23 protein-coding genes, 2 tRNA genes and 1 riboswitch are annotated in these 25,087 nt (G+C 64.8%); of the genes, 9 read left to right on the top strand and 16 right to left on the bottom strand.

Features of this window, described 5'->3' with window-relative positions:
* Positions 1-17 precede the first annotated feature (17 nt).
* The 3 genes from hxpB to WM2015_RS09080 form a co-directional block, all read right to left on the bottom strand.
* Positions 18-668, bottom strand: a complete 651-nt coding sequence (gene hxpB, locus WM2015_RS09090) for a hexitol phosphatase HxpB (RefSeq protein WP_049725740.1) — start codon at positions 666-668, stop codon at positions 18-20.
* Complete coding sequence (locus WM2015_RS09085; RefSeq protein WP_049725739.1) at positions 665-1,675, bottom strand: LysR substrate-binding domain-containing protein; 1,011 nt, start codon at positions 1,673-1,675, stop codon at positions 665-667. Before WM2015_RS09085 ends, hxpB begins: the two co-directional genes overlap by 4 nt.
* Before the next feature lie 184 nt (positions 1,676-1,859).
* Positions 1,860-2,939 carry an FHA domain-containing protein gene (locus WM2015_RS09080; protein WP_049725738.1) on the bottom strand — a complete coding sequence of 360 codons (1,080 nt, stop codon included), beginning with the start codon at positions 2,937-2,939 and terminating at the stop codon, positions 1,860-1,862.
* A 118-nt stretch (positions 2,940-3,057) separates the two neighbouring features.
* Positions 3,058-3,191, top strand: a riboswitch (SAM riboswitch).
* A 309-nt stretch (positions 3,192-3,500) separates the two neighbouring features.
* On the opposite strand from WM2015_RS09080, the gene WM2015_RS09075 reads away from it, so the two are divergent.
* From WM2015_RS09075 to WM2015_RS09065, 3 genes are read left to right on the top strand one after another with little or no spacing between them, the layout of a single operon-like run.
* Complete coding sequence (locus tag WM2015_RS09075) at positions 3,501-4,301, top strand: alpha/beta fold hydrolase (protein ID WP_245609835.1); 801 nt, start codon at positions 3,501-3,503, stop codon at positions 4,299-4,301.
* Complete coding sequence (gene metB, locus WM2015_RS09070) at positions 4,298-5,488, top strand: cystathionine gamma-synthase (protein ID WP_049725736.1); 1,191 nt, start codon at positions 4,298-4,300, stop codon at positions 5,486-5,488. Before WM2015_RS09075 ends, metB begins: the two co-directional genes overlap by 4 nt.
* Complete coding sequence (locus WM2015_RS09065) at positions 5,475-6,536, top strand: homoserine dehydrogenase family protein (RefSeq protein WP_082169601.1); 1,062 nt, start codon at positions 5,475-5,477, stop codon at positions 6,534-6,536. Before metB ends, WM2015_RS09065 begins: the two co-directional genes overlap by 14 nt.
* Here the strand turns inward: WM2015_RS09065 and WM2015_RS09060 are convergent.
* The 3 genes from WM2015_RS09060 to imuA all read right to left on the bottom strand — a co-directional run bounded on the left by WM2015_RS09060 (position 6,508) and on the right by imuA (position 9,700).
* Positions 6,508-7,431 (bottom strand): GGDEF domain-containing response regulator, encoded by a 924-nt coding sequence (locus tag WM2015_RS09060; RefSeq protein WP_082169600.1) that lies wholly within the window; start codon positions 7,429-7,431, stop codon positions 6,508-6,510. The two genes, WM2015_RS09065 and WM2015_RS09060, sit on opposite strands and share 29 nt — an antisense overlap.
* Before the next feature lie 159 nt (positions 7,432-7,590).
* Positions 7,591-9,015 carry a Y-family DNA polymerase gene (locus WM2015_RS09055; RefSeq protein ID WP_049725733.1) on the bottom strand — a complete coding sequence of 475 codons (1,425 nt, stop codon included), beginning with the start codon at positions 9,013-9,015 and terminating at the stop codon, positions 7,591-7,593.
* A 13-nt stretch (positions 9,016-9,028) separates the two neighbouring features.
* The gene (imuA, locus tag WM2015_RS09050) at positions 9,029-9,700 is read right to left on the bottom strand and encodes a translesion DNA synthesis-associated protein ImuA (RefSeq protein ID WP_049725732.1); all 672 of its coding nucleotides are present in this window, start codon (positions 9,698-9,700) and stop codon (positions 9,029-9,031) included.
* A 615-nt stretch (positions 9,701-10,315) separates the two neighbouring features.
* Between imuA and WM2015_RS09045 the strand changes: the two genes are divergently transcribed.
* Positions 10,316-10,407 (top strand) — tRNA-Ser (locus WM2015_RS09045).
* Positions 10,408-10,820: 413 nt separating this feature from the next.
* Here WM2015_RS09045 and msrA read toward each other — a convergent pair.
* Complete coding sequence (gene msrA / locus WM2015_RS09040) at positions 10,821-11,330, bottom strand: peptide-methionine (S)-S-oxide reductase MsrA (protein WP_049725731.1); 510 nt, start codon at positions 11,328-11,330, stop codon at positions 10,821-10,823.
* Between the two features lie 118 nt (positions 11,331-11,448).
* Between msrA and WM2015_RS09035 the strand changes: the two genes are divergently transcribed.
* Positions 11,449-11,538: transfer RNA gene (locus WM2015_RS09035), tRNA-Ser, on the top strand.
* Positions 11,539-11,796: 258 nt separating this feature from the next.
* Here WM2015_RS09035 and WM2015_RS09030 read toward each other — a convergent pair.
* Positions 11,797-12,072, bottom strand: a complete 276-nt coding sequence (locus tag WM2015_RS09030) for a hypothetical protein (protein ID WP_049725730.1) — start codon at positions 12,070-12,072, stop codon at positions 11,797-11,799.
* Positions 12,073-12,283: 211 nt separating this feature from the next.
* On the opposite strand from WM2015_RS09030, the gene WM2015_RS09025 reads away from it, so the two are divergent.
* Complete coding sequence (locus WM2015_RS09025; protein ID WP_049725729.1) at positions 12,284-15,133, top strand: golvesin C-terminal-like domain-containing protein; 2,850 nt, start codon at positions 12,284-12,286, stop codon at positions 15,131-15,133.
* Positions 15,134-15,179: 46 nt separating this feature from the next.
* Here WM2015_RS09025 and WM2015_RS09020 read toward each other — a convergent pair whose 3' ends face one another.
* Complete coding sequence (locus tag WM2015_RS09020; protein WP_049725728.1) at positions 15,180-15,590, bottom strand: hypothetical protein; 411 nt, start codon at positions 15,588-15,590, stop codon at positions 15,180-15,182.
* A gap of 120 nt (positions 15,591-15,710) precedes the next feature.
* The gene (locus WM2015_RS09015) at positions 15,711-16,439 is read right to left on the bottom strand and encodes a hypothetical protein (RefSeq protein ID WP_156201021.1); all 729 of its coding nucleotides are present in this window, start codon (positions 16,437-16,439) and stop codon (positions 15,711-15,713) included.
* Between the two features lie 78 nt (positions 16,440-16,517).
* Between WM2015_RS09015 and icd the strand changes: the two genes are divergently transcribed.
* The 3 genes from icd to WM2015_RS09000 are packed head-to-tail and all read left to right on the top strand — an operon-like array spanning position 16,518 to position 19,354.
* On the top strand, positions 16,518-17,771 hold the full coding sequence (gene icd / locus WM2015_RS09010; protein ID WP_049725726.1) for an isocitrate dehydrogenase (NADP(+)): 1,254 nt from the start codon (positions 16,518-16,520) through the stop codon (positions 17,769-17,771).
* A 37-nt stretch (positions 17,772-17,808) separates the two neighbouring features.
* Entirely contained in the window at positions 17,809-18,573 is a 765-nt protein-coding gene (locus WM2015_RS09005; protein ID WP_049725725.1) for a ferritin-like domain-containing protein, read from the top strand.
* On the top strand, positions 18,566-19,354 hold the full coding sequence (locus WM2015_RS09000) for a nitrilase-related carbon-nitrogen hydrolase (protein ID WP_049725724.1): 789 nt from the start codon (positions 18,566-18,568) through the stop codon (positions 19,352-19,354). The genes WM2015_RS09005 and WM2015_RS09000 overlap by 8 nt, the downstream gene beginning before the upstream one ends.
* 8 nt (positions 19,355-19,362) lie before the next feature.
* On the opposite strand, the gene lexA is transcribed toward WM2015_RS09000, so the two are convergent.
* From lexA to phhA, 6 genes are read right to left on the bottom strand one after another with little or no spacing between them, the layout of a single operon-like run.
* On the bottom strand, positions 19,363-19,977 hold the full coding sequence (gene lexA / locus WM2015_RS08995; protein ID WP_049725723.1) for a transcriptional repressor LexA: 615 nt from the start codon (positions 19,975-19,977) through the stop codon (positions 19,363-19,365).
* A 12-nt stretch (positions 19,978-19,989) separates the two neighbouring features.
* The gene (locus WM2015_RS08990) at positions 19,990-22,002 is read right to left on the bottom strand and encodes a transglutaminase TgpA family protein (protein ID WP_169751136.1); all 2,013 of its coding nucleotides are present in this window, start codon (positions 22,000-22,002) and stop codon (positions 19,990-19,992) included.
* A gap of 5 nt (positions 22,003-22,007) precedes the next feature.
* Entirely contained in the window at positions 22,008-22,967 is a 960-nt protein-coding gene (locus WM2015_RS08985; RefSeq protein WP_049725721.1) for a DUF58 domain-containing protein, read from the bottom strand.
* A 17-nt stretch (positions 22,968-22,984) separates the two neighbouring features.
* Positions 22,985-23,932, bottom strand: coding sequence for an AAA family ATPase (locus WM2015_RS08980; protein WP_049725720.1), 948 nt, complete (start codon positions 23,930-23,932; stop codon positions 22,985-22,987).
* A complete protein-coding gene (locus tag WM2015_RS08975; protein WP_049725719.1) occupies positions 23,925-24,266 on the bottom strand; it encodes a 4a-hydroxytetrahydrobiopterin dehydratase in 342 nt (113 codons plus the stop codon). The genes WM2015_RS08980 and WM2015_RS08975 overlap by 8 nt, the downstream gene beginning before the upstream one ends.
* Before the next feature lie 2 nt (positions 24,267-24,268).
* On the bottom strand, positions 24,269-25,069 hold the full coding sequence (phhA, locus tag WM2015_RS08970; protein WP_049725718.1) for a phenylalanine 4-monooxygenase: 801 nt from the start codon (positions 25,067-25,069) through the stop codon (positions 24,269-24,271).
* Between the last annotated feature and the right edge of the window lie 18 nt (positions 25,070-25,087).

Genomic DNA, 25,087 nt, shown 5'->3' with positions numbered 1-25,087 from the left:
CCGGTTCATTCCTGAGCTCAGAGCCAGTCGAGCTGAAACTCATCCAGTCTGGACAGCACGCGTTCGGCCAGTTCGAAGCCGGGCTCATCGGGCTCGAACACCGACGGGACGGCGAAAACGCGCATGCCGGCGCGATGCGCGGCCAGAACCCCGGCCGGGGCATCTTCGAAGACCAGGCATTGCTCGGGCCGAAGACCCAGCATGGCGGCCGTGGACAGAAAGACGGCCGGGTCGGGCTTGCTGCGCGCTTCGAGAACGCCCGAATGGCACAGTCGTAGCTTCGAGTCGAGGCCGAGGCGCTCGACCACGGCATCGATCAGCGCCGGCGGCGAAGACGAGGCGATGGCCAGCTCCAGCCCATGCGCGTCGAGGCGATCCATCAGTTCATGCACGCCGGGCAGCGACTGGCCGCGCTCGAGAATCAGGCGCGTCACTTCGCTCACAACGCGTTCGACCATCGTCGCGCAGGACGGTGACTCCCAGGCGAATCGCGCATGCCAGCCTTCGATGACCTCATCGATTCGGCGACCGGCGCTTTCGCGACAGAGCTCGCGGGTGATCGGCACGCCCAGCGGTCGGAAGCAGGCGATTTCGGCGTCCTGCCAGAGCGGCTCGGAATCGATGAGCAGTCCGTCCATGTCGAAGATCACGGCCCGGATGCGGCTCATGCCCGGCCCTCATGACCATTGCCCTGGCCGTTGCGCAGGGGCAGCGAGTGTTCCTGTGTCAGTTCATCGAGTTCCGGCACCGGGCGACCGCGGATCGCATCGTCGATCAGCGCGGCGGGGAGATCGGGCATGAGCAAGCGGAGGAATGCCTCGTGATAACTCCGCAGCAGCTGGTCCTGTCGCCAGCCGATCCAGGTCGTCAGGGTCGGCAGCAGATGCTGCGCGGGCAGGGCGATGAGGTCGTCGTCATGGCCCGGTTCCAGCGCCATTCCGGCCAGGATGCCGACGCCGAGTCCGTTCCGTACGCAGGCCTTGATGACATCCGAGTCACGTGCCGTGAACGCGATCGAGGGCGTCAGGCCGCGCGTGGCAAAGGCCGACATCAGGGAGGAGTCGGGACGGTCGCTGAACAGATAGGTCACCAGGGGCAGGCGCGCGAGGGTTTCCAGCGAAAGCGCTTGATCGGACTCGGCCAGGGGATGCGTCCGCGGTACGACGACGACGCGATTCCAGCGATGAACCGGCAGGCGGACAATGCCCGGAAACAGCTTCGCTGCGCCGGTGGCCATGGCGAATTCGGCGGTGCGATCGTTCAGCATCCGGGCGATCTGTTCGGAGGTGCCCTGGTGCAGGGCCACGGTGGTCGCCGGATGCTGCTGCCGGAATTCGCTCAGGATCGACGGCAGGACATAGCGTGCCTGGGTCTGGGTCGTGGCGAGGCTGAGCTGGCCCTGATCCTGCCCGCGCAGCTCATCGGCCAGGCCCTTGATCGATTCCACCTCGCGCAGCACGCGGCCGGCGCGCGTGACGACCTCCCTGCCGGCGGGGGTCAGGGCGTCCAGGCGTTTGCCGCGGCGAACGAACAGGGTCATGCCCAGTTCGTCCTCGAGCAGGCGGATCTGCTTGCTGATTCCCGGTTGGGAGGTGTACAGATGCTCTGCGGCGGCGGTGATGTTCAGGCCGTGATCCACGACCGCGTTGAGGAATCGGAGTTGCTGCAGTTTCATGCGCCGTAACCATCGGTGTCGTCGGGTCGAAACGCCGATGGGAGGGGCTGCGGGGGACGGAATTCAGGGGGGACGGCACCTTGCGCCGACCGCTTTAGCTGAATTTCTCAAGCGCCCGCAAGCTGGCTCAAATCGGCGCATCGACAATGTTAACGGACCGAAGGCCCCTGTCAAGTCAAGGCAGTCAGGACTGGATCGGCTCGGCCTTGCCGATGGCCGGGCCCTGGAACAGGCTGGCACCGGCGTCGCTGAACGCCTTGATCAGTTCCGCCTCGTTGACCTGCTCGACCAGGATCCGAACGAACGGTCCGATCGCCTCGGTCAGGGCGGGAATCCGCTCTGGCCCCTGCAGGGCGCTGACGCGCAGATAGTCGAGCTGGCCGTTGAACGCGGCCAGCTGGCCGGCGTCGAGGCCGAGGGCGACGCCGCAGACTTCGATGTCGCGAGCATTGAGGTGGCGACGGATATCGCCGACGTCCGACGGGTTCTGGAAGGCCTTGAGCGGCAGTTCGCAGGCCAGCGCCAGATGTCGATAGCGTCCCGCCAGATCCAGCCACTCATCGACCAGCAGGTCCAGTTCCTCGCACTCGGCCGGGTGGACCTGGAGCAGCAGGGTGGATTGCAGGCCCGCCTGATCGGCCTGTTCGAGGCAGATGCGCCGAACCATCTGGGCCAGGCGAACTTCCTCACCGAGGTCTTCGGCGAGGCGGAACAGGGTGTTGCTGTCGGCCGCGAGCCGGGGATGCGCACTCCGACCCCGCAGGCTCAGTGCCATCGGCGTGCCGCCCGAACTCATGATCGGCTCGGCCATGCCCGTCAGCTGTTCGTCGTTGAGCATCTCGAAGAACTCGGGGGCCTGCACCGGGAAGCCGGTAGGCAGGGCGGTAAAGCCGATGATCGTGTCGTTGCTGGATTGCCGTTGCGACAGCGGCGCATGGGGACGGGTCTCACCACTGGTCTGACGTTGGCGCACCACGAAGGGGTGGTTGCCGAGATGAATGATGTCGCCGTTACGTATCGGCGTGGGCGCATCGATGCGCTGATGGTTGACGAAGGTGCCATTGGTGCTGTCGAGGTCGGTGACCGTGACTTCCCGCCCGTCATACTCGAAGCGGCAGTGCTCTCGGGAGATGCGATCGAACTCCAGCTGCAGCGCGCACTTCGGGCTGCGTCCGACCGTGCAGGGCAGCGGATCGAGCGGATAGGACGGTGCGTCCGGCAGATCGCCTTCGCCCGGTTCCAGGTAGAGATTCTGCTCCGACATCCTGACCCCTTTCGATAGGTGCAGCTTCAGTCTAGCGCAAATGGCCGCGATACCGACAGGGGGCATATAACGAGAAGTTCCTTGCCGGATTCAGGCCCCGGACCTAGCATGACCCGGCAACTCATCGAGACCGACCGAGGGACAGGCCCTTTGACGTCGGGGCAACCAGCTGCATTCGCCGAGGCAGGCGTTTCAGCCAGGTGCCAAATCCTGCGGAGCACGGATCATGATCCGGCGACCGAGAGATGAGCGCGAATCAGAGCCCGGCCCGGTGCAGTCAATTGCACGTCCGGTCGATGCGCTGGTTCGGGCCCGTGTTTCGAGGTTTCCGCAGCGATGCGTCGCATTGAACCGAAACCAGACTCACGGGAGAACGCAATCATGCCTGTGCCATCCATACCGACCGACTCGAACTCATTCGCCCGCAGCGCGAACGCTGCCCCAGTCCGCTCATCGCCCCGCGAAGGCGAACTGGACTGGTCATCCCTCGATCGACACGGCCAATCACGTCGGCTGAGCCTTCGCTATCGCCTGGAGGGACCGCCGACGGCCCCATTGCGCGTGGTTCTCGGCGGCATCAGTGCCAGCCGGCAGGTCCAGTGCTGGTGGCGCCAGCACCATGGACGGGGGCAGGCGCTGGATCCGGCTCGCGATCTGATTCTGGGCATGGACTGGCTGGACCATCCGACCGGGGTTTCCACCGCCGACCAGGCCGATGGTCTGTTGCGAATCGTGGATCATCTGGAGCTCGGGATCATCGACACCCTGATCGGTGCCTCCTATGGCGCGATGGTGGGGCTGGCCCTGGCCCAGCGTCATGGCCATCGTCTTCGCCACCTGATCGCCATCAGCGGCGCCGATCGTTCCTGTCCCTCGGCGATGGCCATTCGGCGTATCCAGCGAGAAATCCTCGCGCTCGGTGAGGAACTGCGACAGCCGGAGCGCGGGGTGGCCTGGGCGAGAGCCCTGGCGATGACGAGCTACCGGCCCCCGGCGCTGTTCGATCAGCGCTTCGCGCACACCGACCCGAGCCAGGTGGCCCGCGAAATCGATGCCTATCTGGGCCATCAGGGCCGACGCTACAGCCACGATCAGAGCCTGGCGCGCTATCGCTGCCTGTCGCGATCGCTCGATGAACACTGCATCGAGCCGGCCATGATTCGATGTCGAGTCGATCTGGTCGGCGTGGACTCCGATGCCCTCGTGCCCCTGGCCCAGCTCGAAGCGCTGGCCGAAGCCCTGGGGCCTCGGGCCCGGCTGCATCGCCTTTCCTCCTCGTATGGGCACGATGCCTTCCTCAAGGAAAACAATGCCTTGAAGCACCTTCTTTCCAGCTTGATCGAGACAGGAGGTGGCGCATGAGCCGTTGGCATTCGGCCACGCTGGCGGTTCGCGCCGGGCTGGACAGCGATCAGCAGCACGGGGCCGTCGTGCCACCGATCTGCCTGAGCAGCACCTTCTCCTTCGAGGCGCTGGGGCAGGCTCGGCGCCATGACTACAGCCGTTCCGGCAATCCCACCCGGGATCATCTGGCCGAGGCGATCCGGGTCCTGGAGGGCGGGCAGGCAGGCGTGATCACGGCCACCGGCATGGGCGCGATTCTGACCGTCCTGCAACTGCTCGAGCCCGGACAGCGCCTGGTCGCGCCGGCCGATTGCTATGGCGGCAGCTATCGACTCTTCCAGGCCCTCGCGGATCGGGGTGCCTTCGAACTGCGCTGGGTCGATTTCCAGGACGAATCCGACTGGAGACCAGCCTTGCAGGGCGCCAGCATGGTCTGGCTCGAGACGCCGAGCAATCCCTTGCTCAGGATCACCGACATCGCCCGTGTCTGCCGATCGGCCCGACTCGCTGAGGCCTGCGTGGTCGTCGACAACACTTTTCTTTCGCCAGCGCTCCAGCGACCCCTTGCGCTGGGTGCCGACGTGGTCGTGCATTCGACCACCAAGTACATCAACGGCCACAGCGACGTGCTGGGCGGCGCCGTGGTGGTAGCCAGCGCCGAAACCGGCGAACGCCTGGCCTGGTGGGCCAATTGTCTGGGCGTCACGGGCTCGGCCTTCGATGCCTGGCTGGCCTTGCGTGGCCTGCGAACCCTGGAAACGCGCGTTCGCGCTCAGGAAGCCCATGCGCATCGTCTGGTCGACCTGCTCGACGCCCATCCTGCCGTCGAAGAAGTGCACTATCCCGGCCTTGCGAGCCATCCCGGGCATGCGATTGCGGCGGAACAGCAGGTGGGTTTCGGCGCGATGGTGTCCTTCGAACTTCGTGGCGGCGAATCCGCCATCCGTCGCTTTCTGGATGGTCTGGAGCTCTTCACCCTGGCCGAGTCACTCGGCGGCGTGGAGAGTCTGATCGCGCATCCGGCGACCATGACCCATGCCGCCATGGATGCGGCGGCCCGGGCGCGCGCCGGCATCGGACCTGGCCTGCTTCGTCTGTCCGTGGGCCTGGAGAATCCGTCCGATCTCGAAGCCGATCTTTGCCGTGCGCTCGACCGGGTCGCGCTGCGGCGAACGCGGGAGGAGAAGGTTCATGTCCCGACCTGAGTCATCCTTGAGTATCGCCCTGGTCGGGCCCGGTCGGGTCGGTCGGTCCTTGCTGGAACGCCTGCAAGCACATGCCCCGGAGACCTGGCAGCTGATGGCCGTGGCGGATTCCACTCGTCTGCGAAGGGGGCCGATCGAGCGTTCGGAGTGGGCGCAACCCTTCGCCGACGAGGCCTTCCAGCCCAGAGCCTCGGACCGGGATTGGCAGGACGAGCTGCTACGGCGCGATGGAATCCCGGTGCTGATCGATGCCAGTGCCAGCGCGGAGGTTGCCGATGCCCATGCCGACTGTCTGGCGCGGGGGATTCATGTCGTGACGGCCAACAAGCTGGCCATGGCCTGCCCGTCGAGCGATTGGGAGCGGCTGCGCGCGGCCAGCGAACGATCGATGTACGGAATCTCGGCGACGGTCGGCGCGGGCCTGCCGGTGCTGGACAGTCTTCGTGAGCTGAGGCGGGCCGGTGAGCCCGTGCGCCGGATTCGTGGCGTGCTCTCCGGCAGCCTGAGCGCGTTGAGCGAAGGCCTTTCTGTCGGCCGAAGGGCGTCCGAGGTGCTGGAGACGCTTCGTCGTGATGGCCTGACCGAGCCCGATCCACGCACGGATCTCGGCGGTCTGGACGTGGCCCGGAAGCTGGTCATTCTGGCGCGCGAAGCGGGTCTGGATCTGTCGCTGGATGCGCTCGTCGTCGATTCGCTCGTGCCCGAGGAGCTGGCAGCACTGTCGCTGGACTCGTTTCTGCGTTCAGGCGCGGTGCTGGATCGGCATGTCGCTCAGTGCGTTGACCGCGCGCCGGGCTCGGGCCGGCATCTGGCCTACGTGGCGGAACTGGAGGTGGATGGGCGCGCCTGCGTCGGGCTGAGGCGTCTCGACGATGGGGATTCCCTGGCGCAACTGTCGGGGCAGGGCAATCGGATCGAAGTGACCACGGAGTGCTACGCCGCTGCGCCCTTGAGTATCGAGGGTCCGGGTGCGGGTCTGGAGGTCACGGCCCTGGCCTTGTGGCGGGACCTGGTCCGGATCAGCGAATCCGTGCGACGTTGCCGTTGAGATCGAACAGGGCGTGCGCCGCCGACAGCATCCGGGCGGGGGACTCCTCGCTGTTCAGGTCGGGGAACTGGATGCCGAACCGGACCGACAATTCGACGTCCTGGCTGGCGAAACGGACGCGTGCGCCGGCCAGAGCACGCCGCAGGCGGCTGACCAGATAGCGAGCGCCGGGCTTGTGAGTGCCCATCAGGATCACGCTGTAGAGATCGTCCGAGGTGCGGTGGAGCGAGTCTTCCTGGCGCAATTCCCGGTGCAGGAAATAGCGCAGGTTCCGCATCACGGATTCAGCCCAGGCGTTGCCGTGCTGCTTCCTGAGGTCACGATAATTGTTCAGTTTGACGTGCATCAGGGCCAGATCCAGGTTCTGGCGGCGATGGAAGCTGAAGGCCTGCTCGATGCGCAGGTAGTAGTACTCCGGCTCCGGCACATTGTTGAGCAGGCCGGACTCGGGCGGGTAATCGGCGTCGTGCGTGACCAGGCGGGCATCCGGCATTTCGCCTTCCAGATGAACGCGCAGGGCGCCGGTCAGATCATCGGCGCTGAAGGGCTTGGAGATGAACGCGGTGGCGCCGGCATCCAGCGCCAGCGCCCGGGCATTCGATTCCTCGTTGCCGGTCACGACCAGGATGGGCAATTGCTTGATGCGGCGGTCCGGGCAGGCGCGGATGGTGCGAATCAGTTCGTTGCCATCCATCACCGGCATCATCAGGTCGGTGAAGATCAGTTCGATGTCGGGATCCTGATTCAGGCGCTGCCAGGCTTCTTCGCCGTTCTCCGCCATCACCAGATCGCAGACGCCGGAAAGGAATTTGCTGCCGGCGTAACGCATGAGACGGGAATCATCCACGAACAGGACACGTCGAGTCGGTGGTGACTGTTTGCTCGCTTCCAGCATGGTCCGCGGTCCCGGTCGTCCCTGTATGACATGCGGCCATCTCCCCCGACCGCGCAAATACCATGAAATGGTACTTGTTTTCGATTGTCGGTCATCGCATCGATAACTGCAAGCGGCCTCGGTCGGAGAAACGCCACCGCCCGTCCGTTTCACGGGCGCTCAGCCGAACAGACCGTGGATGAACCAGCCGCTGCGCGGGCTATGTTCGCGGAAGACCCAGAGGCGGCGCCCCTGACGGTCGCGTGCGATCCAGTAGTCCCGCTTGCAGTCCTGGCCATCCCACCAGCCGGCTTCGATGCGTTCGGGGCCTTCCTCCAGAACCAGGCGCTCGCGCTGACAGGGCTGGGGCGCCGGCAGCAGCCAGCTGGGTCGGGGGCGGGTTTCCTGACAGGGTCGGGACGTGCCGGGAGCGACCCATTGCCAGGATTGCTCGGGTCGATGATCGGATCTCGGCGCCAGACTGGCCAGACCGTCCTCGCCCAGGCGAGCGCCCAGACGATCGAGCAAGGCCGGCCAGGCATCGCTTCGATTGCCGCCGCCGAGCAGATCGGCCTGTGCCGGGCGATGCTCGCTGGTGCTCTCGGCGCGAAGCCGGAGCGAGTCGATGTCACCGCCGAGCTGCAGCGCCTCGAGCTTCAGTTCGATGAGCTCGAGCATGCGAGCCCGATCGAAAGCGGGCCGGGCCAGACCGATGTCGAAACGGCAGTCCGGGCCGCCATCTTCACGCCCCAGGCAGGCATGCAGTCGGGTCAGTCGCTGGTCCCGCAGCTCCAGCCAATGGCCGAGCGAATCCAGCGCTCGTTTGAAGATGAACATCAAGGCCTGGCGATCGTGCGTGGCCACCGGCAGTTCCAGGCCCAGCTCGAAGCGCTCCGGGGGCTTCCACTGTGCCAGCGGCGTGTCCAGGCGTCCTTCGAGTCGATCGAGGTAAAGATTCAGTCCGGTGCCGAAGCGCCGGGCACGCTGGGCCGCGGGCAGAGCATAAAGCTCCTCGAGCGTGCGCAGCCCGCAAGCTTCCAGGGCGCGGGATTGCTCGGCACTCAGGGGCAGGACATCGATGGGCAGACCGGGGAGCTCATGGCGCAGGGTCTCGAGCTTGCTGCAGCGCCGCCCCAGACGGGCCATCAGGCAGGCGGCCGTAGGCACCGGCGCCAGTCCGATTCGGATACTGAAGCCTTGCTCGGACAGGGTGTCGGCCAGCTGATCGAGCAGGGGCGCGATGCCCCCGTGAAGCCGCCGGCTGCCGCCGACTTCCAGCAGCACCGTGTCCGGCGGCGCCAGGCTGACCTGATGGCTGTGCTGATAGGCGACCAGTGCAATCTGTTCCAGCGCCCGCTGTTCGCTTTGACGGCAGCGCGGCCGGCTAGGCAGCGAAGGCAGCAGGGCCAGCGCCTGGCTCAACCCCTGGCCCGGCCGTACGCCATGCCGTCGAGCCTGGGCATCGGCCTGCAGGATTCGGGCTTGTCCACGGACGTGTTCATGCACCGCGATCGGTCCGTCCTGCGCTTCCCATCGCCAGACCGCATCCAGCGGCAGCCGCGGGCAGTGCAGGCCTGCCCAGAGCGTGAGGCGACTCGAAGGCATCGGCAGTTCGAGCTCAGGTCTGCGCCTGCTGGAGCTGATTCATCGGTGATGCAATGCCGGCGCGCGCTCGCAGGGGCTGGCGTGTTCTGAGCCGGAGGCTGACCACATTGCTGCGGCCGATCTGGAAACGTCGTCCAGGCTCGGGCGCACCGCGCAGCAACTCGAGTTCCGGGCCGGGATGGATGGCCAGCCGCAGGGTCGCCAGCGAAGGCGGTGGCTGCTGGCCCGGTCGGTAGCAGATGAAGGCAGGGGCTGCGCCCTGTTCCGCCGACAGCTGCAGGCGCCGGAGCGCGCGCGGCTGCACGCGACCGCGCGGCGGCCAGACCATCACCATCCCGCACAGGCCGCTCTTCAGGCTTTGCTCGGCGGCCCAGAAGGCCTGCTCGGGGCGACGCACCACGACCAGCTTGTCCAGCGCCACTCCGCTACGTGCCAGACGCTGGGGACAGGGGATCATCGGCGGCGCGGCCAGAATGATCGGCTGTCCCTGACGCGTCTGCTGGGCCATCATGGGCAGCAGCAGCTCGAGTTCTCCCAGTCCGAAATGATCCGGCTGGAACTCGATCAGGCGGCCGCTGGGCCAACCGCCGGCGGGCAGCCAGGCGTCCAGGTCGGCCCGCCCGCTGGAGATTCGTGCATCGACCGGGCGACGCTGGCCTCGCCAGAGGTCGGATCGGCTGCTCAATAATTGTTCCAGAGGGGCGGTGCTGGTGGATGGATGCATGACATGTCTCCGCTGTGCTGATCTGACCCGGAGCGATATCCCCGGGGAACGGATACTATATTAATTTACAGTTTCTCAAAACCCGAGAATCGGATTTTTCGGTGACGGAAGGCCTGGCCACATGCCACAGACGTTGGCAGGGCGATCCCTCCTGGTTTACAATGCGCGGCTTGCCTGGTTTTGCCCTCGTGATGACCAGAAGTCGGAGCCAGTAGCAAAAGCAGTGCCAGGTTTTTGGAGAGGTGCCGGAGTGGTCGAACGGGCTCCTGCTGAGGAATGTCCCCCGGCGCTTCTTTCTCCCCGCTGCGCGGCTCGAAAACCGCACCGGGGACATGATTGGTTTGATAGGCTCGTCCTCGAAGTAGACCAGAGGTTCGAGCCAGTAGTACAAGCAGTGCCAGGTTTTGGAGAGGTGCCGGAGTGGTCGAACGGGCTCCTGCTGAGGAATGTCCCCGGCGCTTCTTTCTCCCCGCTGCGCGGCTCGAAAACCGCACCGGGGACATGATTGGTTTGATAGGCTCGCCCTCGAAGTAGACCAGAGGTTCGAGCCAGTAGTGCAAGCAGTGCCAGGTTTTTGGAGAGGTGCCGGAGTGGTCGAACGGGCTCGCCTGGAAAGTGAGTGTGCGGTTTATCCCGTACCGAGGGTTCGAATCCCTCCCTCTCCGCCAAATACGAAAAAAGCCCGCCTAGTGCGGGCTTTTTTCGTATTTGACGGAGAGGGAGATTTGGATTCAAACCCATGTTCGAACCGAGCAACGCGAGGACGATGCGCCGGGAGCGAAGCGACCAGAGCAACCCGTAGCGTCAGCGTAGGGCAAGCGCCGAAGGCGCGCAGTCAACCGAGCCAAAGGCGAGCTCGCTGGAGCGCAGCGACAGTCCGAAGGACAAGCCGCCGCAGGCGGCGCAGCAATCCCGTGTCCCAGTTTTCCCCGATGCCGAACGGAGCCGCAGACGGCGCAGCAATCCCTTGTTTCAGTTTTCCTCGGTGACGAACAGAGCCAAGGGCGAACTGGTTGAAGCGAAGCAACAGCAATCCAGGACTCTCAGTCTTTTCGCTACCCGCAAAACCCGAACGGGTCATTCACGACGCCACGGTCTTTTTGGGCAACACCCAGCCCGGCCTCGGGAAATGGCAGGTATACCCATTCGGATACCGTTCCAGATAGTCCTGATGCTCGGGCTCGGCCTCCCAGAAATCCCCGACGGGCTCGACTTCGGTCACGACCTTGCCGGGCCATAGCCCGCTGGCTTCGACATCGGCGATGGTGTCCAGGGCGGTCTGTTTCTGGGCCTCATCGACGTAGTAGATCGCCGAGCGGTAGGACAGACCGACGTCGTTGCCCTGACGGTTCAGGGTGGTAGGGTCATGGATCTGGAAGAAGTACTCCAGGATCCGTCGGTAGGAAATGCGTTCGGGGTCGAACAGGATCTCGATTCCTTCGGCGTGGGTGCCGTGATTGCGGTAGGTGGCATTCGGGACGTCGCCACCGGTGTAACCGACCCGGGTCGACACCACTCCCGGCAGCTTGCGGATCAGGTCCTGCATGCCCCAGAAGCAACCACCCGCCAGCACTGCGCGTTCCTGTGTCATCGAACTACTCCATTGATCGAGAACCCGATTTAAGCACGAGGAGTGTGGATGCAGACTGACGGGAATCTGGCCCTAGTTAATCCGCCACATCCGTATTAGAATGCCAACCCTGTTCACCGGAGGGGTGGCAGAGCGGTTGAATGCACTGGTCTTGAAAACCAGCAAGGGTGAAAGCCCTTCGTGGGTTCGAATCCCACCCCCTCCACCAGGCAATAAAAGAGCCCGCCCAGTGCGGGCTTTTTATTGCCTGGTGGAGGGGGATCGCGGCTGAGAACCCGTGTTCGAACCGAGCCGCAGGCGAGCTCGCTGGCGCGCAGCGCCAGTCCGAAGGACAAGCCGCCGCAGGCGGCGCAGCAATCCCACCCCTTCGGGATTTCGCGATGCGTGTCGAGGCCCTCGCGCGGGCTTCTTATTGATCGCGGAGGGGGATCGCGGCCAAGAACCCCTGTTCAAGCCAACTCCCCTCTCAATCCCTCAAGATACAGATCCGGCTGACCACGCCCGCGCCGATATAGACATGCACCGTCCGGCCGTACTCGTGGTAGTCGAGTCGGATTCCGGCCGAGCCCCCATTCGGATACTGCAATGGCACTCGTCGGTCCGGTCGTTTGCTCTCGACGGTCCGCCGCTCGCTGTCGCCGACGCGTACCAGTTTGTTGCCGAAACGGACCGATTCCGTGCAGTCCAGCGCCATGATGGGCGTGGACATGGCCAAGCCGACCAGAAAGATGAAAGCTCTCATGTCTGCCTCCGCTACTGCCTGATGTGGGTGGAACGCCAAGTCTTGCAATGTAGCAGGAAAGCCGCAGCAGACGTGCAGTTTGCATCTGGTGCGTGACGGCTTTCGAGATCGAACTGGACAGGATGTGTTCGCCTGGCGTCCCGCCCGCGTAGACTTGTTCAGAGGCTCTCTAGTAAGCTCGTCTCATGCCGATGAAGCGCATGGAATCGACATGAAGTCAGCTGCGAATCCGATCCCGATGTCGAGCCGACTGGGCTTGGCCCTCCTGTTTCTACTTACCTTCAGCCTGGCCCAGGCGGGTGGTCCATTGCTCTGGATCGACGCGGCCGGGCGTGATCATTGGCCCGAGATGAGCACGCCTGCCTCAGGTTCACCCGAGGCTCGGCTTCGGGCCCTTTTGGAGCAACAGCTGGCCGGTCCGGGGCCGGTCGAGCGCGCGGCGGGGTTCCGCTCGATCCTGCCGGAGGCCGTTCGGCTCGTTTCGGCCGAGGTCGATCTCGGGCGGGGGGCGGTGGTGCTGGAGCTGCCGGATGCCTTTCTCGATGATCAGCTCGACGATGTCGCCCTGGATCGCATCGCACGCTGGATCTCGGGACTCGTCGAGAGCGTCGATGGATTGCAGTCTCTGCACTTGCAGGCTCAGCGTTCCTCCGGTGGTCCGCCCCGCCCCCTGACGGAGTTTCTGCGGGTGTCGCCCGTGCTCGACAAACCCGAGCCGCCGATGGCCGAGTCCATGTTGTCGGCGCTGGTGCCTGCGCCAGGCCAGGGGCAGCCGGTCGGCGCCCTGAGCGGTGCATCGGTGTTTCTGAGCCCGGGCCATGGCTGGTACTACAGTGACGTGCTCGGGCGCTGGGCCACTCAGCGTGGCAATACCCACGGCCTGGTCGAGGACCTCTCCAATGCCGAGGCCGTGCTGCAGTATCTGGTCCAGTACCTCTGGAACGCCGGCGCACGGGTCTATACCGTGCGCGAACGGGACCTGCAGACCGAGATGGTCATCGTCGATCAGGGCGACCCGGGCTACAGCGACAGCGGCGGCTGGACAGAGCTGAGCGGCGTGGGTGGTGCCTATGGCGGCGTGCAACGTCAGGTGCTCAGCGTGGCCGGGCCAGCCACGGCCAGCGCCCATTTTACCCCGACGATTCCCGAAGACGGCTTCTATTCGGTCTATGTCTGGTTCCGGCCGGCGCCCAGCGGGACCACCACGGCGGCAGCGTCGATCACCATTCATCATTCCGGCGGCCAGACCGAGTGGACCCAGGACCAGAATCGGGATGGCTATACCTGGAAGCACATCGGCCGCTTTCACTTCACGGCCGGGACCGACCCGGCCAGCGCTTCGGTGGAGATTCACAATTCCACCGGCTCGAACGGTGACTGGGTGATCGCGGACGCGGTGCGTTTCGGTGGCGGCATGGGGGATCTTCCCGATGATCAGTCGGGCACGACCAGCGGTTACCCACGTTGGGAAGAATCGGGGCGCTATTTCGCCGGCTTCATGGGCAAGAGCGACTGGGCGGCGTCGAACACGGTCAGCGCCATGCCACGCTACGCGGCCTGGGAGCACGAGAGCTGGGAGGCCGGTCGCTCGGTGTACGTGTCCTGGCACACGAACGCCCCGGATCCCGGGCGGGGAACCTCGTCCTACGCGTATTCAAGCGCTGGCTTCAACGGGCCCTTCGATGGCGTGCCCGGAGGGCTCGAATTGCGTAATGCGATCCACGATCAGTTGATCAACGACATTCGTGCCGGCTGGGATCCGAACTGGACCGACCGGGGCCAGTTCACCAACTTCTTCGGTGAGGTCAATCCCAGTCACAACCCCGAGATGCCGGCCAGCCTGCACGAAATCGCCTTCCACGACACCCTGGCCGATGCGGTTTCGCTCAAGCATCCCCGTTTCCGCAATCTGGCGGCACGGGCCGTTTACCAGGGCATCGTGGACTTCTACCACGACCATCTCGAGGGTTTCGAAAACCCGGTCCATCTGCCCGAACCCCCGCAGTCCCCCGGCGTTCGAGCCCTGGGCGCTACCCGGGTTCGACTGAGCTGGCAGGCATCACCGCATGACACCGGCGATGGCTTGCTGGGTGGGCCGGCCGAGGGCTATCGCGTCTACCGTTCGGCCGATGGCAAGGGTTTCGACGAGGGTCTGGACCTGGGTGCGGTCACCGAGGTCGAGCTCGAGGTGGCGCCGGCCGTGGTGGAGTATTTCCGTGTCAGTGCCTACAACGCCGGGGGGGAGTCCTTTCCGACGCGAACCCTGGCGGTGCGCACCAGCGCCGAGGGTCTGCCGGCCGTGCTGATCGTGGATGGCTTCGATCGGATCGATTCCTCGGCCAATCTGCTCCGGTCGATCCCGACCCTGGGACTGGTCGAGCGGGGCTTGCTGGAACGCATGAACACCTTCGACTACGTGATTGCCCATGGTGAAGCCATCGCAGCGCACGGTCGCGCCTTCGACAGTATCGATCACCAGCAGCTGATCGATGGCCTGATCGATCCGAGTTCCTATCACACACTGGTCTGGATCGCCGGCGAGGAGAGCACGGCCGATCGGAGCTTCGATCCCGTCGAGCAGAGCAGGGTGAGCGAGTTCATGGATGGCGGTGGGCGCCTGTTCGTGTCCGGCGCCGAGATCGGCTGGGACCTGGTCGCCCAGGGCAACGGGCCGGGCTTCTTCAGCGATCAGCTGCACGCCATCTACGACGGTGATGACGCCAATGGCTACAGCGCCGTCGGCGTGGCCGGGAGTGCTTTCGGGGCCCTGGCTGCATTCGACTTCGATGATGGCAGCGAGGTCTACGATGTCCGTTTTCCGGATCGGATCAGCCCGGGGCCCGGTGCGAGCCTGGCGCTGAACTATGCCGGAACCGGTTCGGGCGGGGCGGCGATCCAGTTCGCCGGAGGGGTGCCGGAACGACGGCTCATCTATCTGGGCTTTCCCTTCGAGAGCATTGTCGATGCGAGCGTACGAGCTCAGTTGATGGCCCTGGCACTGGGCTTTCTGGACACGCCGTCCGCACTACCCGAGGCCATCTTCGCCGATCGCTTCGAATGATCGATCGGGAGCCTGCGGTTCCCGATCGAGAGGGTTCAGTGGGGGCTCAGAGCTTGATACCGCCGCCGGGCCCCATGCCGCCCGGGCCACCACCCATGCCGCCGAATCCGCCGCCTTCCTGGCCGGGAACCATGATCGAGGATTGCGCTTCGCGCTGCAGGCGTTTGATCTTCTCGATCGTTTCCTCGACGGCGCTTTCAGCGGCTTCGGCGAAACCATCGACCGCGGCAGCGAGCGAATCGACCTCGAGTTCGAAATTGATCGGCAGGGCGCCGGCCGGGCTCATGACCTGGGTCTGGCCGAAGAATCGCACCTTGCGGCCGGCATCGAATTCGCCGTCCGGCGTGACCGGGGTCAGGCGCTGGATGGTGCCGACGCGATGGTCGGTGAAGGTTTCTTCCTGGTAGAGGCTGTCTCGGTCCATGGACAGCTGCTCGCGCATGCTCTGGTCTTGCATCGGGTCGAACTCCGGTCTGTGATCGTCAGCTTTCAAGGGTGGGGGCGGGCGCGGCCTGATTCAAAGCGGGGTAGGGCCGCACGTTGGTTCCGGCCTGGAGCCCGCCCTGTTTCAGGACGTTCAAGGGCGGTCATCGTCGGCATCGCGCCGAGGCGCTCGCACCCAGGGGTCGTTCCGATCGATCGGCGGCGGACGCTCCCGGCCGCACTCGCGAAACATCATGATGTTCAGGGCGAACTGCGGGTTGAACAGCTCGAAGCTGGTCGGGGCCCGCGCTCGTCCGCAGATGACCTGACCGCTGGCGGTGACGATGCGCGTTTCACGCGTGCCGTCGTTGTTCTGCCATCGCTCCAGGCGCGCATCCACGGTGCCGACATATTCGTCGATCCAGCCGCGGCGGCTGGGCAGTTCGGGCACGGCGGCGGGCTCCAGCGGTCCGGCCATCTCGGGGATGTCGGTGGGCGCCAGATTCTGTCGTACGGCGCTCAGCAGCTGATCACTGGAGATCCTCGGCTCGATCCTGACGCTGGAGTCCTCGGCTTGATCGCCTGCGTCGGCGATCGTGATGCCGGGCTCGGTGGAAACTTCGGCCGGCCGAATGATCGGCTCGATTTCGGGCGTGGCCTCGGGTTCGACGGCTGGTGGGTCCGGCTCGATCTCCTGATCGGCCGAGTCCGGCGCCGAAGCGCGTGGTGCGTCGAGCCGGACGGCTAGTTCGGTTCGGTCCGCCGCAGGGCTTTCACCCCGCGTCCAGTGAATGGCCAGCAGCGCCAGGTGCAACAGCAGCGACCCGGTCAGGGCCAGCAGCACCAGGGGAGTCGAGGATCGAGGGGCCGAGGGAGCGGGCATTGCTGGGCCGTGGCTTTGTGAGTCAGCGTGAAGGCAACGAGTGATAAACTAGCGGCTTTGCCGTTAAGAGGATGCAAGATGGGTTTTCAGCACGTGAAAATGCCCGAGCAGGGCGACAAGATCCGGGTCCAGAATGGCCGCCTGGTGGTCACCGATCAGCCGATTCTGGGCTTCATCGAGGGTGACGGCATCGGTGTCGATATCACCCCGGCTTGCATGAAGGTCTGGAACGCGGCCATCGAGAAAGCTTACGGCGGCAAGCGCAAGGTCCACTGGGCCGAGCTGTATCTGGGCGAGAAGGCCGCCGGCATCTACGACGGCAACTACTTCCCCGAAGAGACCATGGATGCGATCAAGGACCTGACCGTGGCCATCAAGGGTCCCCTGACCACGCCGGTGGGTGAGGGCTTCCGTTCGCTGAACGTGTCCCTGCGTCAGACCCTGGATCTCTACGCCTGCGTGCGCCCGGTCAAGTGGTACCAGGGTGTGCCCTCGCCGCTGAAATCGCCGCAGGACGTCAACGCCGTGATCTTCCGCGAGAACACCGAGGACGTCTACGCCGGCCTCGAATACGCGTCGGGTACGGAAGAGAACAAGAAGCTGGCGCGCTTCCTGCGCGAGGAAATGGGTGCCGATTTCTTCGAGGACGCCGGCATCGGCATCAAGCCGATTTCCGCCTTCGGCTCCAAGCGCCTGGTGCGCAAGGCGATCCAGTACGCGATCGACAACAACCGTTCGTCGGTGACCCTGGTGCACAAGGGCAACATCATGAAGTTCACCGAGGGTGCCTTCCGCAAGTGGGGTTATGAAGTCGCCGCCGAGGAGTTCGGCGACGTCACCATCACCGAAGATGAACTTTGGGAAAAGTACGACGGCAAGCAGCCGGAAGGCAAGATCGTCATCAAGGACCGCATCGCCGACATCATGTTCCAGCTGATGCTGCTGCGCCCGGCCGAGTTCGACGTACTGGCCACCATGAATCTGAACGGCGACTACCTGTCCGATTCCCTGGCGGCCGAGGTCGGTGGCATGGGGATCGCGCCGGGCGCGAACATGGCCGACAACGTGGCCGTGTTCGAAGCGACCCACGGCACGGCTCCCAAGTACGCCGGTCAGGACAAGGTCAATCCGTCCTCGCTGATGTTCTCCGGCTGCATGATGTTCGACTACATCGGCTGGCCCGAAGTGAGCAAGCTGATCGAAGATGCCTTCGAGAAGGTGGTGGGTGAGAAGGTCGTGACCTATGACTTCGCCCGCCAGATCGAAGGCGCGAACAAGGTCTCCACCAGCGGCTTCGCTGACGCCCTGGTCGACGCCATCAACAAGGCCTGAGGCCCTGTCACGCCACTGGCAACAGGCTCGGCTGGCATTGGCCGAAACCGACCCGCTGGCCAAGTGCCAGCGGGTCGCCGCCTTGTGGGCCGAGGTGGAATCGGGGGGCTGGACGCCCTCGAATTCGGCTGACAGCGGGCTGCTGATCTGTGGGCGTCCGGAGCGGCCCGAGCTGGTTGCACCCGGTGATCTGCCTCGGCGCAGCCTCGGGTCCCTGGCGGGCCGTCAGGCCCTGGTGCACGCCATCGCGCATATCGAGTTCAATGCCATCAACCTCGGCCTCGATGCCGCACTACGTTTCCCCGGTATGCCGGAGGCCTTCTATCGCGACTGGTTGAGCGTGGCCGTCGACGAGGCCCGGCATTTCCGGATGCTCAGCGATCGCCTCGTCGAAATGGGGGTGGCCTATGGCGACTTCCCCGCGCACGGTGGCCTGTGGGACATGGCCGAGCGGACCGCGCACGATGTGATGATCAGGATGGCTCTGGTGCCCCGGGTGCTCGAAGCGCGCGGTCTGGACGTCACACCGGGCATGATCGAACGTCTGCGTGCAGCCGGTGACGATCGCACGGTGGGTCTGCTCGAAATCATTCTGGAAGAAGAAGAGCGTCACGTTGCCATCGGTTCGCACTGGTTCACCGAATTGTGTGCCGAGCGGGGGCTGGATCCGGACGAGACCTTCGAGACCCTGCTCGAGCAGTATTTCAGCGGGACCTTGCGCGGCCCGTTCAATTTCCCGGCGCGCCGGCGCGCCGGATTCACCGAGCCGGAGTTGGCCCGTCTGGCCGAGATGGATGCCTGAGACCTCGAACAGTCTGAACACGGTGCTGGTGCAGGCGGATCTGCGCTGGCAGGATCCTGTGGGAAATCGCGAACATCTGTCCGCGTTGATGGATGAAGCCGATGTGGCCGATCTGTTCGTCCTGCCCGAGACCTTTGCGACGGGCTTTCTCGGCGATCTGGATGGCGCCGCGGAAAGCATGGCGGGCGACACCCTGGCCTGGATGAAGGCAGAGGCGATTGCTCGCAAGGCTGCGATATGCGGCAGTCTGGCGCTCCTCGAGGACGGGCGGAGGTTCAACCGCTTCCTGTTCGTCGATGAGCAGGGGGCTTTGCTAGGCCACTACGACAAGCATCATCTGTTCGGTTTCGGGGGAGAGGACCAGCGCTACACGGCCGGTGTTGCGCCGACGGTGATCGACTGGCGTGGCTGGCGGATCGATCTGCAGATCTGCTACGACCTGCGATTCCCCGTCTGGTGTCGAAACGATCGCGACTTCGATCTGCAGCTGTTCGTGGCCAACTGGCCGAGTCCGAGGGTGGAGGCCTGGCGGGCCTTGCTGCGCGCCCGGGCCATCGAGAATCAGGCCTATGTCATCGGGGTCAATCGAGTCGGGCGAGACGGCAACGAGACCCCCTATCCGGGCTGTTCCTCGGCCTGGGATGCCATGGGGGCCTGTCTGGTCGAGCTCGATGCGCAGGCTCGAAGCGAGCGGGTCGAATTGCATCTCGATCGCCTGCGCACTATCAGGCGTGAGTTTCCCTTTCAGGCCGATCGGGACGCTTTCGAGCTCCGCCCCTGAGCTCAGGCTCAGTTCAGCGTCGAGCGGATCACGCCGACCCCGAGACCCTCGATGGCGAAGTCTTCATCGGCATCGACCGGAATCGGTCGGTAGTTCGGATTCTCCGGATCAAGAAACAGTTTTTCTCCCTGCTTGCGCAGGCGCTTGACCGTGATTTCATCGCCGACCCTCGCGACCACGATCTGACCCTGACGGGCCTCGGGGGTGCGATGGACCAGCAGCAGATCGCCGTCCTGGATGCCGGCACCGATCATGCTGTCGCCTTCCACGCGCAGCGCGAAGTCTGGCCGGGGTCGAAAGCGCGCGGGGTCGATCAGCAGATCGTCCTCGCGGTTCTCGACGGCCAGCACCGGCGTGCCGGCGGTGACTCGGCCGATCAGCGGCAGTCGGGCGCCGCTCGGCGTGGTGGGTGGAGGATCCACCGGCACGATGCCTCTGGCGCGTCCCGGTACTAGGCGAATGGCGCCGTGCTCGGCCAGCGCTCTTAGATGACACTGGGCGGCATTCGGAGATCGGAATCCGAAGTGCCGAACGATTTCTGCCCGCGTCGGGGGCAGGCCGTCCCGAGCCTTGCACTCGAGGATGTAATCGAGAATCTCGCGTTGCCTTGAAGTCAGCTTCATGCGGCTACTGTATCAAAGTTCAGTAGCCTGGTGGTCTCGGTGGTGGTCGAAAAGGCGGAAGCGTCGGCTGGCCTCGATGAATCGTTCGGAGCGTTGGGGATCGTTCGGGCCGTAATGGGCCCGGCGAAATTCCTGGGCGATGCGCTCGATCTCCTCGCGCTGTTCGGGTAATTGGCAGGCGATCCGCGCGGCCCATTCCAGGGGGGCCTCCGAGGGATGGATGCCCAGGCCGCGACGTCCGAGTCGTCGCTGCAGGTGACGCCATGCGCGTTCGACCGGGCTCGAGCTCTGACGTCGTGCTTCCCGCAGCAGCATCAGGCTCAGGGGCAGGGTGACGGCCAGCAACACGAGGATCATCAGCAGGCCGATCTGGCTTGAGCTCAGTTCGGGCAGGCCGAGTCGCTTGAGCAGGTTGAGTTGCGATTGTGCATCGAAACCGAGAACCCACTGGTTCCAGAGGTGCTGGATTCGGTCGATCCGGTTGCGCAGTTCATTGACCCAGGGCAGATCCAGCAGGAACCTGGAATCATCGAGTGCGCTGGCCGAGCCCTGCTGAATTCTCGATGGCGACACCGCCGCGGTCGGGTCGAAGCGGGTCCAACCACGGCCCTCCAGCCAGACTTCGTTCCAGGCATGGGCGTCGGACTGCCGGACCAGCATGTATTGTCCGCCTTCGTTCCAGTAGCCGCCTTGGTAGCCGGTCACGACCCGGGTCGGGATGCCGGCAGCCCGCAGAAAGATGGCGAAGGCCGATGAGTAGTATTCACAGTAGCCCGTGCGCAGGTCGAAGAGGAATTCATCGGCGCTGTGCCGACCCAGCGGGGCCGTCTCCAGACTGTAGAAAAAGGGTTCTTCACGGAACCAGCGCAGCAGGGCCTGGATCAGCTCCAGATCATCCGGGTAGCGTTCCCGCCATTCCTGAGCCATCGCCACGGTCCGGGGATTGCGATCACTAGGTAGTCGAGTGGCAATCGAGCGCTGGTATTGCCCGAGTTCGGGAGAGTCCTGGAAGTTCGGGTTGGAAATGACGTCATAGGCGGTCAGGCTTGTCAGCGGCTGCCGGCTGACCAGCTGGTAGTCGGCGGTGACCTTGGATCCAGGAAAGTTGCTTTGTGCCGGGTAGTCCAGGGCCAGCAACCAGCGCCTTTCATGTGGTTCCAGCTGAACTTCGTAGCGGATCGATTGCCCGTCGATCGGGACTGCGGTGCGGGCAGGTGTCAGCGAGAAATAGGCACGCTCCCAGGTCGTGCCGTCGAACTGCCAGAGCACGGGGCCTCGCCAGTAGCGCTGCTGGGGTGGCGGCGGCCGCCCGGACTCGAAGACCACTCGAAAGGCCGGTGAGTCGTCGGCGTACAGCGAGGCGATCGAACCCGGCGACATCGTTTCCGACAGGCCGGTCTTGCCATCCAGGGCATCGTCGGGCAAACCCCAGAGGGGCTGGGCCAGTCGGGGGAACAGCACGAAAAGCACCAGCGCGACCGGCAGGGAAAGGGCGAGCAGGCGCGCCGAGTGCGCAATCATCGGGTGGCCATCCAGGCCTCGATCCTCGAGCCTTTGACCAAGGTTCCGGATCTGCTGGATTCTGACCAGGGCAAGCGTGGCGATCCAGCAGCCGAGGATCAGGTAGGCCAGGTAGATCAGGCTCTCGTCGAACAGGAACTGGGTGGCGATCAGGAAGAAGGAGACCGAGGCGACGAGCCGCAGGTCGCGCACCCGATAGAGTTCCATCATCTTGGCGGCCAGCATGATGCAGAGCAGGGCCGTGGCCGTGCGGCGCCCCCACAATCCACCGAAGCTGATGCCGACCAGCACCAGCAGGCCCAGGGTGATGAGGACCCGCAGCCAGGCCGGGATCGGTCGCCATCCGCGAAGGGCGGCCGCGATTCGCCAGCCCAGCAGGGCCAGGATGGCGATGGCGATCTGCAGGGGGACGGCGGCAAGATGCGGTGCGGCGGCCACGGCAAAGGCCGCGATCGTCCAGAGCAGGGGCGCGATCGGAGGCGTCGGCAGCTGTCTTTGCTTCACTGAAATCATAGTTCTGCGAGGACATCGAGACAGCGATGCGCGTGCGCGTCGCCGAAATCAGGCCCTAGGATCTGGCCTCCTGCAGACAGTGTCCAGGGCAGCTGCTCCTGATCGGCCTGCAGCACCCAGGCGGTAAGGACGGAGATGCGTTCTTCCAGATCCCGGCCCGGCGCCCGATCGAGGTCCAGCATCAGGTGGTCGGATTGCTCGGCCCGGAACTCTCGCGACAGCAGGGTCTGGTGTCGCTGGCTGGCCTTCCAGGCGATTCGATGGAGCGGATCACCCTGGCGCCAGTTGCGCAGGCTGTGGAAGCTCTCGCCCTCGGGTTCGCGTCTAACCTCGCGTCCGGATTCCTGGCCCTGACCCAGCGGCAGGGGTGGTGGCGATTCGGCGGGGCGAGGCCAGATCAGGATCGACCGCTCCGGCCAGAACCAGGCCCATCCAGTGAACAGGCCCGTCGGGTAGGTCGTTCGGATGCCGATTCGACCCGGATTCATCCAGCCGCGAGCCCTTGTCGGAAGTTCGAGCTCGGCTTCGCCGCTGGCATTGGCCGGAAGATCCACTTCGCAGAAAGCCTCGCTGCATTCGAACTGGAGCCCCGGCCGTGGGCGGGCCTCGTCGTTGATCAGATCGATCCGGAGCCGGGCGGGCTGACCGGCAAAAACGGGTCGTGCCATACAGCGCTGGATCTTCAGGCCGCGGAGATTCCGATAGGCGAGCAGCATCGAATTGAGCGCGAGGCCGGCAACGATGAAGGTCGTGAGCAATCCGAGGTTGTTGTTGAAGTTGAGGCTGCCGAGCAGCATGCCGAACATCAACAAGCCCAGCAACCAGCCGAATCGGGTCGGCAGGATGAAGATCTGCCGATAGGCCAGCCGCAGTGGTGGAGTCGCTCTGGCGCGCCGCTTGACCCAACGGTCCAGACGAATTTGAACGGCGTTGCGCAGCGTCGCGACGGCGGACATCGATTGCGATGCGGTGCTCAGGGCACCGGTGTGGTGTCGAGGATTTCCCTGACCACCGCATCGCTGCCGAGTCCGGATTCCGGCAGGGTCTGCAGGCGGTGCTCGGCCAGAGCAGGGAAGACGGTCTTGACGGCCTCCGGGCTCAGGAACTCCTCTCCTCGCACGAAGGCCCAGGCCCGGGCCGTCTGGATCAGGGCCAGCGCCCCCCGCGGGGACAGGCCGGCACGCACGGCGGCATGATTGCGGGTGGCAGCGACCAGACCCTGGATGTAGTCCAGAATCGGCTCCGAAACATGCAGCGCGGCGGCCTGCTTGCGCAGCATCATGACTCGCTCGGGGTCGAGGACGGTCTCCATTTCACCGAGCAGGTCTCGGCGATCGGGCTCGGTCAGCAGACGACGTTCCTCGCTGGCGGAGGGGTAGCCGATGTGGATACGGAGCAGAAAGCGATCGAGCTGCGAATCCGGCAGCGCATAGGTGCCGATCCGGTCGAGCGGGTTCTGCGTTGCGATGACGAAGAACGGCGAGGGCAGGGCGTGGGTCTGGCCATCGACCGTGACCTGCCCCTCGGCCATTGCCTCGAGCAGCGCCGACTGGGTCCGAGGCGTGGCCCGATTGATTTCGTCGGCGAGCACTACGTTGGCGAAGATCGGCCCCGGGCGGAACTCGAACTGCGACTGCTGTCGATCGAAGACCGACACTCCGACGATATCGGCGGGCAGCATGTCGTTGGTGAACTGAATCCGCTGCCAGCTCCCGCCCACGGCCATGGACAGGGCGTGGGCCAGGGTGGTCTTGCCGACGCCGGGCAGATCTTCAACCAGCAGATGGCCACCGGCGAGCAGAGCCGAGAAGGCCAGATCGACGGCCTCGGGTTTGTCGACGATGATCCGGTTGACGGCCGCGCGAGCGCGGCCGAGATCCTCGTTCAGCGTCTGCGAGTCGAGCGACGCAGCCTCAGTCATCGAGCAGGGCGTTGACCTTCGCCGCGCAGATGAAGTCGTTCTCGCTCAATCCATCGATCGCATGGGTCGTGAAATGGACCAGGCAGAAGTTGTAGCCGGCTTCGAAATCGGGATGGTGAGCTTCCTGATTGGCGATCCAGGCCATGGCATTGATGAAGGCCATGGTCTTGTAGAAGCCCTTGAATTCGTAACGGCGATAGATCTTCTTGCCTTCCTCGTCCACCTGCCAGCCCGGAATCTGCGGCAGCAGTTCGGCGATGCGGTCCTGGCCCAGGGGCTGGGTGCCGCCCTCGCAGGGCAGGCATTTGCGTTCGGAAAGAGAGTGGTCGCTCATGATCAGGCGGCTTCCTTCTGTTTGGGTGGGAAAGTGGGTTCGAACTGGCCCAGTGCGCGGGCTTCCCGAATCAATCCGAGCAGATCGGCGCTGGAAAGTTCAAAGAGATCGTTCATCCGGTCGAGGATGAAATAGACCGGTTGGTAGATGTCGATGCGGTAGGGCGTACGCAGGGCTTCGATCGGATCGAAGGGACGGCGCAGGGGCTCGTCGCTTTCCAGCGCATAGATCGTCTCGCCCGGCGAGGACGCGATGCCGCCGCCGTAGATGCGTACGCCTGACGGGGTCTGCAGCAGCCCGAATTCCACCGTGAACCAGTACAGGCGGGCGAGGAACACTCGCTCCTTGTGGCTCGCCTTGACCCCGGCCTTGCCGTAGGCTTCGGTGAAATCCGCGAAGGCCTGGTGCGTCAGCATGGTGGTGTGGCCGAAGATCTCGTGGAAGATGTCGGGCTCCTGCAGGTAGTCCATTTCCTGCCGCGAGCGGATGAAGGAAGCGGCCGGGAACTTCCGTTCGGCCAGCAGCTTGAAGAAACGATCGAAATTGATCAGGGCCGGGACCGGCTCGACCTGCCAACCGGTGCGCTCGTGCAGCACGGCCGAGACTTCCTTCGGTTGGGGGATGCGATCGGTCGGCAGCTGGAGCATGTCGAGACCGTCGAGAAACTCCTGGCAGACGCGCCCTTCGATGATGTCCATCTGGCGGGAATACAGATCTGCCCAGACCGAATCCTCCTCGGCCGAGTAGGGGATGACGCCGTTTTCGTCCGGCACCTTCGCTTCGTACTTGGTGGACTTGCCCATATCGATACCCCGAGATTA

The organism is Wenzhouxiangella marina, from assembly GCF_001187785.1.
GTDB lineage: Bacteria > Pseudomonadota > Gammaproteobacteria > Xanthomonadales > Wenzhouxiangellaceae > Wenzhouxiangella > Wenzhouxiangella marina.
Note: the sequence above shows the minus strand (reverse complement) of the source record. Positions and strands in the feature narration are given on the sequence as shown.